We start from the raw sequence: 15155 nt of genomic DNA on the forward strand, positions 1-15155 counted from the left end.
GAGCAGCAGGCGCCGCCGCGCCCGGCGACGCCTGCTGCTCCCCGCCGCCCTGGTCCTCGCACTCGGCATCCCGACGGGCCTCGGCATACGCGCCCTCGCCGCATCGGACGAAGGACCGTCCACCAGCGCTGAGGGCGGCGGCCCCGCGAAGACCGAAAAGGGCGTCTTCAAGATCGGCGTGGCCCACAGCTACCGGCACGTAGGCACCCCCTCGACGGACGGCGGCGCCCCGGACACGTACGCGAAGTCGGAGTACAAACAGTTCACGACGCAGCAACTGCGCACCGTCGGGTCCGCCTTCGCCGAGACGCTCGGTGCCAAGAGCGGGAGCCGGTTCCGGATCGTCCCCGTGACCGCGGACCCGGACGTCAGCAGCCGCAAGCTGCTGGCCGAGCACCCGGACATGCTCGCGGTCATCGGTGACACCGTCGACTTCTCCTGGGTGCACGACACGGACGAGGCGTTCCTGCCGGAGGTCAGCACCTGCCACGAGTACGCCCACGCCGGGGGCGCGTTCGCGATCCCGGCCGACGACACGCGGCAGGGCCAGGCGATCGCCCGCTACCTCCGCTCCGAGACCGACGCGCGCCGCGTGTTCGTCGCCGAGGACAAGCTCTGGGTGGACCGCGAGGACGGGATAGGCACGGCGCTGCGCAGGAACGGAGTCGCCACCGAGGCGCTGGACGTGACGCCCGACAAGGTGAGGACGTCCCGGATCCCCGCACTGGTCACCGAGGCACGGGCGGACGCGGTCGTGATACCGACCGGTACCCCGGTCGACGTATGGACGGAGAAGCTCCGGTCCGGCGGCTTCGAGGGCCCGGTGATCAGCCAGGGCAACCAGCAGGGCGCCTGCGCGGACTCCCAGGAACGGTCCGACGAGGAGGCGCGGGACAAGACCGTCCCCGAGGGAGTCGTCCGCGTCCGCAACTACTCGGGCGAGCCCGACGAGAACCTCCCCGCACGCGGCAACCAGGAGTTGTACGACGGCGCGCTGGCACTGGCCGCGGCGCTCAAGACCCTCCCCACCGACGACTCCTCCCCCACGTCCCTGCGTCACACCCTGGACCGCGAGCTCCAGCACGTCTCCGTCAACGGCGTCCAGGGCGAGGTCTCCTTCGAGAAGCGCCGCTCGGCGATTGGGCGCCCGGTGTGGTTCGACCGCCGGGTGGACGGGGCGTGGAAGGAATTCGGCACCGTGAACGAAAAGTTCCGCCCCACCCGCCCATGACGGCCCCTGACGGCCCAGCGGACGATCGTGTCCGAAAGCCGGGTTTGTGCCGGGCAAGCGCTGCCGAGGAATGCCTCATGGTGGAGAACGACGCGGCTCGGGCCGCCGACGTGGCACGCGACTACTACGACACGAAGGACGTCGACGGCTTCTATGCGCAGGCGTGGGGTGGTGAGGACATCCATGTCGGCGTGTACGAGCACGCGCGCGAACCGATCGGCACGGCATCCCGCCGGACCATCGACCGCATGGCCGCGAGGGTGGGCGACGCGCTCGGCCCCGACAGCACCGTCCTGGACCTGGGCTCCGGCTACGGCGGCGCGGCGCGCCGGCTGGCCGCGGAGTTCGGCTGCCGTGTCGTGGCCCTCAACATCAGCGAGACGCAGAACCGACGCCACCGCGAGCTGAACGCGCGGCACGGCCTCACCGACCTGATCGAGGTGGTGCCGGGTTCCTTCCAGGACATCCCCGCCCCCGCCGGGTCGTTCGACCTCGTCTGGTCCCAGGAGGCCCTCTGCCACAGCGCCGACCGCCTCGGCGTACTGCGCGAGGCGCACCGGGTCCTGCGGCCGGGCGGCCATCTGACCTTCACCGACATCATGGCCGCCGAGCACGCCCCCGCCGACGCGCTGCGCTCGATAGCGGAACGCCTGAGCCTGCCCCCGTTCGCCACCGCGGCCCGCTACGACGAACAACTACGGGCCCTCGCCTTCACCGAGGTGGAGTTCGACGACCTCACGGACCACATCCGCACCCACTACGACCGCCTCGCCGAAGCACTCCACACCCCGGCCCCGGCCCTACTGGACGCGGTGAGCGCCGCATACGTGGACACGCTCCGCACGAGCCTGGCCCACACGGCCGAGGCCTGCCACGCGGGCCACTTCACCTGGGGCATCTTCCACGGCCGCCGCGACTGACGGCGACCACCGTCATGGCCCGCGAGATCTTCGGGCCGCTCGGCGGGATCGTGGAGATCGGCGCGGTCGTCTCAGCGGGTCCGGCCCCGAAACCACGCGGATCCTCGACGAGTTGGGCTGCGCACGCGATCACCCCGTCGCCGTACCGTCCCTGCTGCTGTGGTCCGGCGGCCACGAAGAGGTGTCGCCGCGGCTGGGCGAGCGTGAAGCGGTCCCGCGCATGGGCCGGACGGGGCCGCCCTGCAGCTCACCCGATTCCGGCAAGCCCTCGTCAATGCCACGATCGCGCGGGGCGCGGACGCCACCGAGGGCGCTCCCTTGGTGAGCGAGGCATTGGGGGTCGCGGTACGCGTCACCGGGGGGCGACCCGGAGCCGGAGGCCGGAACCGTCTTCGCCCCTGTGGCGCGTGGCGTTCCTCGCGGACGTCCCGCGCCCGAATTCACCGGCCCGACCCGACGCCCGCGACACCTTCCGCCGGTACGCTCACGCCCTGGACGGCGCCTTGGGCACCCCGTGACGCCCCCGTACCTTCCCACCAATCCGCAACCTCGTAGGAACACACCGTAGTCGCCACCCCCACGGGCGCCTACGGTGTGCCCGTGCAACCGAGCCAACCGCCGCACCAGCCCACGCCCCCGTTCGACTTCCCTGCCGCCCGGCGCCTGCGGGAGGCGCTCGGGATGGCGCATGGGCATGTCGCGTACGGGATGCGGGCCAGTTATGGGCTCGCCTACGTCACCGCCGACACCATCGCCGCCTGGGAGCGCGGGCTCTCCTCGCCCACCTCCGCGGAGCTCACCGCGCTCGCCGCGACGCTGTGGTGTTCGCCCGGGGAGCTGATGGGGGCCGCGCGGACCCTGCGGGAGCACCGGATCGCGCGCGGGCTCGCCCCGGAGGACGTCGCGCGCGGGGCGGGTGTGGAGATCCAGGCGTATCTGCGGATGGAGGAGACCGACACCTGGCGGGGCAACGAACGGCAGTCCGCCGCCCTCGCCGAGGTGCTGACGCTCTCGGTGCCCGACTTCGTGACCGTGACGGGGCGGGCCGACGCGCTCGCCGAGCTGCTGCGCAGCGCGGTCAGCACGCGCTGGCAGGGGTACGTCAGGCCCGTCAGCAAGCTGCTGCCCCTGGAGAAGCGGCACGTCGAGGGCGTGCTGCGGCAGATGCACGAGGACTATCAGTCACGGATGGCGCGGACGCTGAGCTGGAGCGGCGGGGCCGGTTCCGACGCGTCCGGGGAGGCCGGGCGGGACTTCCTGGAGCGGATCCTCGAACATTTCTGGTCCCTGGTCCGCGGGGGTCGGGGCTGAGGCCCCGGATCCGCCGGGACCAAGGGCCACGGGAGCTGTCCGGAAGAGGGGGCGGAAGGCCCGGCCGGGAGGGTGGGCTAGAAGACTGATTCCGCCTCGTCCATGCGGTCCTTCGGGACCGTCTTCAGTTCGGTGACCGCGTCCGCCAGCGGCACCATGGTGATGTCCGTGCCGCGCAGCGCCGTCATCTTGCCGTACTCCGCGCGGTGCGCCGCCTCGACCGCGTGCCAGCCGAAGCGGGTCGCGAGGACGCGGTCGTACGCCGTGGGGGTGCCGCCGCGCTGGACGTGGCCGAGGATGACCGGCTTGGCCTCCTTGCCGAGGCGGGACTCCAGCTCGTACGCGAGAGCCGTGCCGATGCCCTGGAAGCGCTCGTGGCCGAACTGGTCGATCGCACCCTTGCCGTAGTTCATCGTGCCGTCCTGCGGGTGCGCGCCCTCGGCGACGCAGATCACCGCGAACTTCTTGCCGCGCGCGAACCGCTCCTCGACCATGGCGACCAGGTCGGCCGGGTCGAAGGGGCGCTCGGGCAGGCAGATGCCGTGGGCGCCGCCCGCCATGCCGGACTCCAGCGCGATCCAGCCCGCGTGGCGGCCCATGACCTCGACGACCATGACGCGCTGGTGGGACTCGGCGGTGGTCTTGAGGCGGTCCATCGCCTCCGTCGCCACGCCGACCGCCGTGTCGAAGCCGAAGGTGCGGTCCGTGGAGGAGATGTCGTTGTCGATGGTCTTCGGGACGCCGACGACCGGCACGCCCGCGTCCGACAGCATGCGCGCCGCCGTCAGCGTGCCCTCGCCGCCGATCGGGATGAGCGCGTCGAAGCCGCTCCGCTCGATGAGCTCCTTGGCGTTGTCGCAGGCCGCGCGGAAGCGTGCGCGCTCCAGGCGGGACGAGCCGAGGATGGTGCCGCCACGGGCCAGGATGCCGCTGACGGCGTTCAGGTCGAGGGAGCGGTAGCGCCCGTCGAGCAGGCCCGCGTAGCCGTCCTCGAAGCCGATGACCTCGTCGCCGTAATGCGTCACGGCGCGGTGCACGACCGACCGGATCACTGCGTTGAGGCCGGGGCAGTCGCCGCCCGCGGTGAGAATTCCGATACGCATCGCGCTGTGTCTCCTGCTCGCTACTGGTACTTGTGAGCCGGTCCGATTGTTCCACGGCCGGAGGGGGGTCGCCGCTCACAGATGTCCGACGGATGTCTGTCCGAGGGGCGGGCAGGGACCTTGGTACCGGCCTTGTCAGGCCTTTCGTCCGGCGGGCGACCCCATCGGGCGCAGAGGTATTGTCAAGGGGACACACCCGCGATATCGGGTGCTTTGTCCGACTCCTCCGGCACCCGCGCCGGGCATCCAGCCGGGCATCCACACGGCAGCGAAGCAGGACAGACAGAAGGGGAGAGCACGCGTGACGCGCAGCGTGTACGTGACCGGCATCGACCGGGGCGACGGTCGCCAGGTCGTCGAACTGGGAGTCATGGAGCTCCTCACCCGTCAGGTCGACCGGGTGGGTGTCTTCCGGCCACTGGTCCACGACGGCCCCGACCGCCTCTTCGACCTGCTGCGCGCCCGGTACCGGCTCTCGCAGGACGCCGGCTCGGTGTACGGCATGGACTACCACGAGGCGTCCGCGATCCAGGCCGAGCAGGGCACCGACGAACTGGTCTCGCAGCTCGTGGACCGGTTCCACCGGGTCGCGAGGGATTATGAAGTCGTTCTCGTGCTGGGCACGGACTTCGCCGACACCCAGCTGCCCGACGAGCTCGCGCTGAACGCACGGCTCGCCAACGAGTTCGGCGCCTCGGTGCTCCCCGTGGTCGGCGGCCGGAAGCAGACCGCCGAATCGGTGCGCGCCGAGACCCGCAACGCCTACCGCGCGTACGACTCGCTCGGCTGCGACGTCCTCGCGATGGTCACCAACCGGGTGGCCCCGGCCGACCGGGACGAGATCCACGAGCGCCTGGACGCCCGGCTCCCCGTGCCCTGCTACGTCCTGCCGGACGAGGCCGCGCTCTCCGCGCCGACCGTCGCGCAGATCACCCACGCGCTGGGCGGCCGCGTGCTGCTCGGCGACGACTCGGGGCTCGCGCGCGACGCCCTGGACTTCGTCTTCGGCGGCGCCATGCTGCCCAACTTCCTGAACGCCCTGACGCCCGGCTGCCTGGTGGTCACCCCCGGCGACCGCGCCGACCTCGTGGTGGGCTCCCTGGCCGCGCACAGCGCCGGCACCCCGCCCATAGCCGGCGTCCTGCTGACCCTGAACGAACAGCCCGGCCAGGAGATCCTCACCCTCGCCGACCGGCTCGCGCCCGGCACCCCGGTGATCGCGGTCTCCGGCGGCTCCTTCCCCACGGCGGGCGAGCTCTTCGCGCTGGAGGGCAAGCTGAACGCGGCGACGCCCCGCAAGGCGGAGACCGCACTCGGCCTCTTCGAGCGGTACGTCGACACCGCGGACCTCCTCAGGCGCGTCTCGGCGCCCAGCAGCGACCGCCTCACGCCGATGATGTTCGAGCACAAGCTCCTGGAGCGGGCCCGCGCCGACCGGCGCCGCGTCGTGCTGCCCGAGGGCACCGAGGAGCGGGTGCTGCGCGCCGCCGACGTGCTGCTGCGCCGCGGCGTCTGCGACCTGACCCTGCTCGGCCCGGTCGAGCAGATCCGCAAGAAGGCCGCCGACCTCGGCGTGGACCTCGCCGACTCCGAGCTCATCGACCCGCAGACCTCCGAGCTGCGGGATCGTTTCGCCGCCGCGTACGCGGAGCTGCGCGCCCACAAGGGCGTCACCGTCGAGCTCGCGCACGACGTGGTGGCGGACGTGAACTACTTCGGCACGCTGATGGTCCAGGAGGGCCTCGCCGACGGCATGGTCTCGGGCTCCGTGCACTCCACGGCGGCCACCATCCGCCCGGCCTTCGAGATCATCAAGACCAAGCCGGACGCCTCCATCGTGAGCTCCGTCTTCTTCATGTGCCTCGCCGACAAGGTCCTCGTGTACGGCGACTGCGCGGTCAACCCGGACCCGAACGCCGCGCAGCTCGCGGACATCGCCGTGCAGTCGGCGACCACCGCCGAGCAGTTCGGCGTCGAGCCGCGGATCGCGATGCTCTCGTACTCGACGGGCACGTCCGGCTCGGGCGCCGACGTCGACAAGGTGCGCGAGGCCACCGAGCTGGTGCGCGGACAGCGCTCGGACCTGAAGATCGAGGGCCCGATCCAGTACGACGCCGCGGTGGAGCCGTCGGTCGCGGCCACCAAGCTGCCCGACTCGGACGTCGCGGGCCAGGCCAGCGTGCTGATCTTCCCCGACCTGAACACCGGCAACAACACCTACAAGGCCGTGCAGCGCTCGGCCGGCGCGATCGCCGTCGGCCCGGTCCTGCAGGGCCTGCGCAAGCCGGTCAACGACCTCTCCCGGGGCGCGCTCGTCCAGGACATCGTCAACACCGTCGCCATCACGGCGATCCAGTCCCAGGCCCAGCCGCCCACCGCGTGACCATCCCCCACAGAAAGCGCCTCCATCAGTGACCGCCACTCGCGTACTCGTCCTCAACTCCGGCTCCTCGTCGGTGAAGTACCAGCTGCTCGACATGCGGGACCACTCCCGCCTCGCCGTCGGCCTGGTCGAGCGGATCGGCGAGGAGACCTCCCGGCTCAAGCACACCCCGCTCACCGGCGGCGGCGCCGAGCCCCGTGAGCGCGAGGAGCCGATCGCCGACCACGAGGCGGCGCTGCGGGCCGTCGCCGAAGAGCTGTCCGCCGACGGGCTCGGCCTGGACTCCCCCGAGCTCGCCGCGATCGGCCACCGGGTGGTGCACGGCGGCCTGAAGTTCACCGAGCCGACGGTGATCGACGACGCGGTCCTGACGGAGATCGAGCGTCTGGTCCCGGTGGCGCCGCTGCACAACCCGGCGAACATCACCGGCATCCGCACCGCCCAGGCGCTCCGCCCCGACCTGCCCCAGGTCGCCGTCTTCGACACCGCGTTCCACACGACGATGCCGGAGTCCGCGGCGCGCTACGCGATGGACGTGAAGACGGCCGACGAGCACCGCGTGCGGCGCTACGGCTTCCACGGCACGTCCCACGCCTATGTCTCGCGCCGGACCGCGAAGCTGCTCGGCAAGGCGCCGGAGGACGTCAACGTCATCGTGCTGCACCTGGGCAACGGCGCTTCGGCGAGCGCGGTGCGGGGCGGGCGGTGCGTGGACACCTCGATGGGGCTCACGCCATTGGAGGGGCTCGTGATGGGTACCCGTTCCGGCGACATGGATCCGGCCGTGATCTTTCATCTCGCCCGGGTCGGCAAAATGTCCATCGACGAGATCGACATTCTGCTCAACAAGAAGAGCGGTCTGATCGGGCTCTGCGGCGACAACGACATGCGGGAGATCAGGCGCCGTATAGATGCCGGTGACGAAGAGGCGGCGCTCGCCTTCGACATCTACATCCACCGTTTGAAGAAGTACATCGGCGCCTATTACGCGGTGCTCGGCCGGGTGGACGCCATCGCGTTCACGGCCGGGGTCGGAGAGAACGCCGCTCCGGTGCGGGAGGCTGCGGTGGCGGGCCTGGAGGAGCTGGGTCTCGCGGTCGACGGCGCACTCAATTCCGTACGTTCCGACGAAGCCCGGCTCATTTCGCCGGAGTACGCGCGCGTGGCCGTAGCCGTGGTGCCCACCGACGAAGAACTGGAGATCGCCGATCAGACGTATGCATTGGTCCGCGACCGCAACGCCTGAGCGGACATCCGCCCATTTGTAGATTCCACCAGACGGAATATTCCGTAGCGAAACAAACCGATAGGATCGCCCCCATGCGCCGTTCCAAAATCGTCTGCACGCTGGGCCCCGCCGTCGACTCCGAAGAGCAGCTCGTCTCGCTGATCGAGGCCGGCATGAACGTGGCCCGCTTCAACTTCAGCCACGGCACGCACGCCGAGCACCAGGGGCGGTACGACCGCGTCCGCGCGGCCGCCACCAAGACCGGCCGTGCCATCGGCGTCCTCGCCGACCTGCAGGGCCCGAAGATCCGTCTGGAGACCTTTGCCGAGGGTCCCGTCGAGCTGGTGCGCGGTGACGAGTTCACCATCACCACCGAGGACGTCCCCGGCGACAAGTCGATCTGCGGCACGACCTACAAGGGTCTGCCCGGCGACGTCTCCAAGGGCGACCAGGTCCTCATCAACGACGGCAACGTCGAGCTGCGCGTCGTCGAGGTGGACGGCCCGCGCGTGAAGACGATCGTCGTCGAGGGCGGTGTCATCTCCGACCACAAGGGCATCAACCTGCCCGGCGCGGCCGTGAACGTGCCCGCCCTCTCCGAGAAGGACATCGAGGACCTCCGCTTCGCCCTGAAGATGGGCTGCGACATGGTCGCCCTGTCCTTCGTGCGCGACGCCAACGACGTCAAGGACGTCCACAAGGTGATGGACGAGGAGGGCCGCCGGGTCCCCGTCATCGCCAAGGTGGAGAAGCCGCAGGCCGTCGCCAACATGGAGGGCGTCGTCGCGGCGTTCGACGCCGTGATGGTGGCCCGTGGCGACCTCGCCGTCGAGTACCCGCTCGAGAAGGTCCCGATGGTGCAGAAGCGCCTCGTGGAGATGTGCCGCCGCAACGCCAAGCCGGTGATCGTCGCGACCCAGATGATGGAGTCGATGATCACCAACTCGCGCCCCACGCGCGCCGAGGCGTCCGACGTCGCCAACGCGATCCTGGACGGCGCCGACGCGGTCATGCTGTCGGCCGAGTCGAGCGTCGGCGCGTACCCGATCGAGACCGTCAAGACGATGTCGAAGATCGTGCAGGCCGCCGAGGGCGAGCTGCTCTCCAAGGGCCTGCAGCCGCTCGTGCCCGGCAAGAAGCCGCGCACGCAGGGCGGTTCGGTGGCCCGTGCCGCGTGCGAGATCGCGGACTTCCTGGGCGGCGAGGCGCTGATCGCCTTCACGCAGTCCGGTGACACGGCCCGCCGCCTGTCCCGCTACCGCGCGGCCCAGCCGATCCTCGCCTTCACCACGGACGAGTCGACCCGCAACCAGCTCGCGCTGAGCTGGGGCGTGGACACCTACGTCGTGCCGCACGTGGACAACACCGACGCGATGGTCGAGCTCGTCGACGCCGAGCTGGTCAAGCTCAACCGCTTCAACGACGGCGACACGGTCGTCATCACGGCGGGCTCGCCCCCCGGCGTCCCCGGCACCACCAACATGGTCCGGGTGCACCACCTGGGCGGCGGCGAGCGCGACTGATCCCGCCCCCGTACGACGCTGAGGGCGCCCCCTGCGAAAGGGGGCGCCCTCAGCGCTTGTCGCGGCTCCCGGAAGGTCCGTGGGATCCGCGGGCGGCTCAGTCCGTGATCGACTGGTGCAGCCCGGGGATCGTCAGGTTCCCGCCGAACTGGCCCGCCTGCTGCACCTTCACGTCCGTGAAGTAGATCAGCGGGATGTTCAGCGGCGGCGGGTGCTCGGGGTCGAAGGTGATCGGGATGAGCCCGAACAGCTTGCCCGAGATCCGCTCGGTGTACATCGTGGTCTCCCCGCCCCGGATGGTGGACGTGGAGCCCTTGGCGGCCTCGACGTGGTACTTCTTGCCGGCCGGTCCTTCGACGATCTGGTGCAGGTCGCCGATGTCCGTGTTCTGGATGACGTACTTCAGGGCCTGCTTGGACTTGCCGTTGGGCATCTGCAGGTTCACGACGCCCTGGTAGTCGGCGCCCTTGAGCGTGAGCGAACTGGCTTCCAGGTGCCACGGCTGGTTCGGGATCGGCGCGGGCGTCTGCTCCGCCTTTCCGTCGACCTTCTTCTCGACCACGCACGGGAACGGCTTCTTGCCGTCCGCGTCCGGGGCCATCGGGTCCTCGGCCTCGTCCTTGGCGTCGTCCTCGGCCTTGTCCGCCGCGTCCTTCGCCGCCTCGTCCGCGACCTTGTCGGCCTCGTCCTTCGCCTTGTCCGCGCCGTCCTTGAGCCCGTCCTCGACCTTGTCGACGGTGTCCTCGACGGGCTCGGTGACCTTGTCCGTCGTCTCCTTGGCCTTGTCCGCCGTGTCCTCGGCGGACCCGGTCTTCTCCGACGCGTCCGGCTCCGGGCTCTCGGACTCCTTCTTGTCGTCGGGCGTGAAGACGTCCTTCAAGGCGTCGCCGACACCCAGCGGGTCCCAGGGGTTCTTGGTCTCGGTGGGCTCGGGGGTCTTCTCCGGCTCCTCGTCGCCGTCCTTCTCGCCGGTGGACGGGGTGGGGGTCGGCTCGTCCTTGCCGCCGTCCGCCTTCTCGTCCTCGTCGCCCTTGTCGCCCGAGGAAGGCGAGGTCGACGGAGCCGGCTTCTTCGCGTCGTCCCCGGCGTCCTTCTTCTCCGCCCGGTCCTCGGCTTCCTTCTTGGCGGCGTCCTCGGCGTCCTTCTTCGCCTTGTCCACCGCGTCCTTCTCGGCGTCCTCGGCGTCCTTGTCCGGAGCCGTGACACACGGCCCGTCCTGGAAGGGGTTGTCCGGAACACCCGGCTTCGCCTGCGCGAGCGTGGGGGTCAGCCCCATGCCCATCAGCACGGCGGTGGGCATCGCGGCGATGGCTATCGCCTTCCCCGCGGGAACCTGCAGCCGGGTCAGCAGCGGCTTCCTGGGTGCCGCGTGGCGCGGCCCGGTTCTCGCCCGGGGCTCTCCCGCAAAGCCCTCGTGGTGCACCTCGTCAGCCGGCACGGTGCCTCCCGTTCGTCCCGTTGGTCGGGCTCGTTCCTGACAGATCGTCCTGCGCGCCGCTCACCCCATCCGCGACGGCGGGCTCGGGGACCCCGTCACCCACGGGGCCGCCGGACTCTCCTGCCGGACGTCCCTTCGCGGGTTCGCCGGCAGGCTTCGCGGCCGCCCAGGAGACGCCGAGGGCGCCGCCGATCAGGGCGAGCAGGAAGCCGATGACGAAGCCGCCGAAGTTGGACACCACCAGGGAGACCAGGGCGAGCAGAATCGCCGCGACGCCCGCGAAGACACGGGAGTGCGGCTGGAACCACATGGTCAGGCCGAGCACGACCAACAGCACGCCGATGATCAGTGATCCGGCACCGGCGGTGGTCGCCATCCGGATCGTCATCGTGCCGAGCGTGAGGTTCGCGTACGGGAAATACATGATCGGGATGCCGCCGAGAAGTGTCAGCAGACCACCCCAGAACGGGCGCTGACCGCGCCACCCTCGGAACGATCGGCGCATCCGGCCGAGCTTGTCGCCCAGTCCCACTTGCGCTTCGGCGCTCATGTCGTACAGCTCCTCGGGAATGGCGTTGGTTCTGTGTGTCGTGCGGATTCGGGCACGGGGACGGCTCCGTCATGTGCCGTCGCGCCCCCGCGCCCGGCCGTTCTCAGTGCACCGAGTGCGCACCGGGCCGCCTGATGCGGCCCGCTAGGGCATCAACTGCCCTAGTAGCACTCGTGCTTGCCCTTCTTGACCGACATGCCCAGGCCAGAGAGCTTGAAGGTACCGGCGGTGGTCGCCCACGCACGCTGCTTGACGTCGGTGAACTTCACCGACTCCGCCTGCTGCGCGAACGAGTCCGGGGCGTACTTGTCGCCCTTCGCCGGGCCCGGGCCCTTGGTGGTCTGGTCGACCGAGACACCGATGTCGACCTTGTTGAAGGTCGCGTTGGCCTTCAGGTCGTCGGCATCGATGTAGAGCTTCTTGGCCTTGACCTTCGGACCACCCTCGCCACCGGCCTTGAGGGTCATCGACACGTCGCCGAAGACCGGGACCGGCACGACGACGGACTGGCAGAGGTTGGTGATCTCGGCCTCGTCGAGACCGACGACGGCGACCGGGTGGTTACCCGACTTGCCGCTGTCCAGAGCTCCGTACTGGACGAATCCCGTACCGTTGAGCTCCTTCGCAGTCACCTTGAACTGCTGACCGGACACACTGAACGATGCCGCGAGCGCACCCTGGGACAGGGCGACGCCTATCGCGGCAGTCGCCGCGACGCTCGGCACCATGACCACGGCGAACCGCTTCCATCTGGTTCCGCCACGAGCCACGGACTCCATGACTTTCCTCCTTCTCGGACGTACATCTCCGGCCCTGACTGCTCCCGTTCGGGCGGCTCAGCCGGGCAGGGATGGGAGAAGTGCTACGTCCTCGGGAAGGAGAGCGCCCGCATCGGAGGCGCGCTACCGCACCACTCATCACCGGCGATCACCCCCGAGCGACAACCACTGGTCACGCCTGACGGATCACGCGCGACCTCGCGGACAGGCCCTGCCGGTTGCGGCAGAGACCCCCCTGTCCAAGACCGGCGACGGCGTCACCGGCCTGCTCGGTGGGGACCCAGAAGGCCCGCTCCCGAGTGGCTTTCGGGGTACGGGTCATCGGACCGAGCGTGGCCGATCGTGGTGCATTCTCGGCCCCCGCACAAGGGGGTTCGTTACTCGCTAGTAACGGCCCGATAACCGAAGCACGACCGCGCGGTATCGGTCGGCCACGGACGGCGACTCAAAGAGGGGGATCAGAACGGGACACCGGCGGGCGTAACAGCCCATAAGGAAGCCGATGTCTTACTCCAAGTAACAGTGGCCGCGTTTGCCAAGTTTTGGCAAAGCGCGGCCACTGTGGTGCCTCGGGAACAGACTTTTCACTCCGGCATCACAACGCCCCGCGTTTAGGGACTGGTCAGCCGAAGGGCCGAGAGGGAAACCGGCCGGAGTGTGCGTACGGGGGTCAGAAGAGAACCCGGGCGAGCGCCGTGCGTGCCGACGTCACCCGCGGATCCTCGCCGCCCACGACCTCGAACAGTTCGAGCAGCCGCACCCGGGCGGCGTCCCGGTCGTCGCCGGCCGTGCGCCGCACCGTGTCGATGAGCCGCCCGAAGGCGTCCTCGACGTGACCGCCCACCAGATCCAGGTCGGCGGCGGCGATCTGCGCCGGCACATCCGCAGGCCGGTCGGCCGCGTCCTTGCGGACCACCTGCGCGTCCAGGCCCTGGACCCGCAGGAGCAGCTCGGCCTGGGCCAGGCCGAGCTTGGCCTCGGTGTTGGCGGGGTCGTCACTGAGTACGTTCTTGTACGCCTGCACGGCACCGGCGAGATCGCCCGCGTCCAGCGCCTGTACGGCCGCTTCGAGCAGGGCGTCGTGCGGACCGGCCGGCACCTCGGGCGCCGCGGGGGCCTGCTCGCCCTGCGCGTCGGCGCCCGCGTCGACCACCAGACCGGTCAGACCGAAGCGCTCCTCGCCGACCTGGATCAGCTGGTCCAGGGTCTGGCGGATCTGCGCCTCGGGGGCGGCACCCTGGAAGAGGGGCAGGGCCTGTCCGGCCACCACCGCGAAGACAGCCGGGATCCCCTGGACCCCGAACTGCTGCATCAGCATCTGGTTGGCGTCGACGTCGATCTTGGCAAGGAGGAAACGGCCGTTGTATTCCTGCGCGAGCCGCTCCAGAAGGGGGCTCAGCTGCTTGCACGGCTCGCACCACTCGGCCCAGAAGTCGATGACGACGGGGACCTCGGTGGAGCGCTGCAGGACCTCGCGCTCGAAGCCCGCCTCGTCGACATCGATGACGAGGGAGGCGGGCGAGACCGCACCCACCGCACCCCCGCCCTGCCGGGCCGCTTCGGCGCGCGCCTGCTCCGCCTTCGCCTTGGCCTCCTGGGCCGACTTCACCGCGGCGAGGTCGACGACTCCGCTCATGGACATGTTCCGTGGCTGCATGAGTACATCCTCCCCCAAGCCGTGCGGGAACCGTGCCCGTCCTGGGCCCTCCGCCGGAATGCGGGGCCACGGGCGGCACGGTTCGAGGTCGCTGTGGAGACCGGCGGACCGGTCGTTGGCCCGGGGTCCCCACCCCTGGCCGGTGTTCGTGCTGTGTGGTTGTCTCTCGTGGCTGTCGCTCAGGGGCGTACGGGATGCGCCACGCACCGTCGCCCACAAGCTTTCGCTACGGGTCGTAGCGTAACTGTCGCGTCCGGGACGTGGGGAGACGCCTTCCGGTGATCTCGCTCACTCGGCACCCCGGAACGCTGCGTACTGGCCGGTATGGTCGCCGCCATGCAGAGCCGTACGTCGTCCACCACGCCTCCCGCCCGCACCGGCGGCCGCCCGCGCAGCGCGGCCGCCGACGCAGCGATCCTGGAGGCGACCCGGCAGGGCCTCGTCGAGCTGGGCTGGTCCAAGCTGACGCTGGGCGCCGTCGCCACGCGTGCGGGCGTCGCCAAGACGACCCTGTACCGGCGCTGGGCGGGCAAGAGCGAGCTGGTCGTGGACGCGGTGGCGGAGCTCTTCGACGAGCTGGAGGTGCCCGACCGGGGCAGCCTCGCCGCGGACATCGAGGGCGTCGTGCTGCAGTTCGCGGCGCTGCTCGGGCGGCCCGAGACCAAGACGGCGCTGATGGCGGTCGTCGCGGAGTCCACGACGGACGAGCCGCTGCGGGACCGCATCCGCGCCTCCATCGTCGACCGCCAGAAGCGGCTGGTCCTCGCGGGCCGCAAACGGGCCCAGGAGCGCGGCGAACTCCCCGCCGAGCCCGACACGGTCGCCGCGGCCCGCACCGCCGACCTCATCTTCGACGTGATCGCGGGCGCGGTGGTCCACCGCGCCCTGGTCAGCGCGGAACCGGTGGACGAGGAGTGGGCACGCCGCTTCACGCTCCTGCTCCTGGGCGGCTTGGCAGCGGCGGCGGCACAGCCCTGACGGCCGGTGAAGGAGCTCCCCGGCCACGGCTGGCCCAGGGGCACGGGGAACTGC

At 70.6% G+C, this 15155-nt stretch carries 12 protein-coding genes; 7 read left to right on the forward strand and 5 right to left on the reverse strand.

From position 1 onward, the window contains the following. From AOK03_RS42940 to AOK03_RS35940, 3 genes are all read left to right on the forward strand, one after another. Nucleotides 1–1231: hypothetical protein (locus AOK03_RS42940; RefSeq protein WP_157869170.1), on the forward strand; the 1231-nt coding region annotated here is incomplete at its 5' end. Nucleotides 1232–1308: 77 nt separating this feature from the next. Further along, nucleotides 1309–2151 (forward strand): SAM-dependent methyltransferase, encoded by an 843-nt coding sequence (locus tag AOK03_RS42945; protein WP_055569582.1) that lies wholly within the window; start codon nt 1309–1311, stop codon nt 2149–2151. Between the two features lie 594 nt (nt 2152–2745). After that, entirely contained in the window at nt 2746–3462 is a 717-nt protein-coding gene (locus AOK03_RS35940) for a helix-turn-helix domain-containing protein (RefSeq protein ID WP_079075166.1), read from the forward strand. A 77-nt stretch (nt 3463–3539) separates the two neighbouring features. Here AOK03_RS35940 and AOK03_RS35945 read toward each other — a convergent pair whose 3' ends face one another. Then, entirely contained in the window at nt 3540–4565 is a 1026-nt protein-coding gene (locus AOK03_RS35945) for a 6-phosphofructokinase (RefSeq protein ID WP_055569584.1), read from the reverse strand. A gap of 301 nt (nt 4566–4866) precedes the next feature. Here AOK03_RS35945 and pta point away from each other — a divergent pair, with 301 nt between their 5' ends. From pta to pyk, 3 genes are all read left to right on the forward strand, one after another. Beyond that, nucleotides 4867–6948: a phosphate acetyltransferase gene (pta, locus tag AOK03_RS35950; RefSeq protein WP_055569585.1), complete on the forward strand. Its 2082-nt coding sequence runs from the start codon at nt 4867–4869 to the stop codon at nt 6946–6948. A gap of 28 nt (nt 6949–6976) precedes the next feature. After that, nucleotides 6977–8194, forward strand: coding sequence for an acetate kinase (locus AOK03_RS35955; protein WP_055569586.1), 1218 nt, complete (start codon nt 6977–6979; stop codon nt 8192–8194). A gap of 74 nt (nt 8195–8268) precedes the next feature. After that, nucleotides 8269–9699, forward strand: a complete 1431-nt coding sequence (gene pyk, locus AOK03_RS35960; protein ID WP_055569587.1) for a pyruvate kinase — start codon at nt 8269–8271, stop codon at nt 9697–9699. A 97-nt stretch (nt 9700–9796) separates the two neighbouring features. Here the strand turns inward: pyk and AOK03_RS35965 are convergent, their stop codons facing one another. The 4 genes from AOK03_RS35965 to AOK03_RS35980 all read right to left on the reverse strand — a co-directional run bounded on the left by AOK03_RS35965 (nt 9797) and on the right by AOK03_RS35980 (nt 14123). Then, nucleotides 9797–11137, reverse strand: coding sequence for a hypothetical protein (locus tag AOK03_RS35965; protein WP_055569588.1), 1341 nt, complete (start codon nt 11135–11137; stop codon nt 9797–9799). Then, nucleotides 11127–11687, reverse strand: a complete 561-nt coding sequence (locus AOK03_RS35970; protein ID WP_055569589.1) for a DUF6114 domain-containing protein — start codon at nt 11685–11687, stop codon at nt 11127–11129. The genes AOK03_RS35965 and AOK03_RS35970 overlap by 11 nt, the downstream gene beginning before the upstream one ends. Nucleotides 11688–11848: 161 nt before the next feature. Further along, nucleotides 11849–12466, reverse strand: coding sequence for a DUF6230 family protein (locus AOK03_RS35975; protein WP_055569590.1), 618 nt, complete (start codon nt 12464–12466; stop codon nt 11849–11851). Between the two features lie 670 nt (nt 12467–13136). Further along, on the reverse strand, nt 13137–14123 hold the full coding sequence (locus AOK03_RS35980; protein ID WP_055569591.1) for a tetratricopeptide repeat protein: 987 nt from the start codon (nt 14121–14123) through the stop codon (nt 13137–13139). A 336-nt stretch (nt 14124–14459) separates the two neighbouring features. On the opposite strand from AOK03_RS35980, the gene AOK03_RS35985 reads away from it, so the two are divergent. Continuing rightward, nucleotides 14460–15101 (forward strand): TetR/AcrR family transcriptional regulator, encoded by a 642-nt coding sequence (locus AOK03_RS35985; RefSeq protein ID WP_055569597.1) that lies wholly within the window; start codon nt 14460–14462, stop codon nt 15099–15101. The last annotated feature ends 54 nt before the right edge of the window (nt 15102–15155 follow it).

Source organism: Streptomyces atriruber (genome assembly GCF_001418325.1).
Taxonomy (GTDB): domain Bacteria; phylum Actinomycetota; class Actinomycetes; order Streptomycetales; family Streptomycetaceae; genus Streptomyces; species Streptomyces atriruber.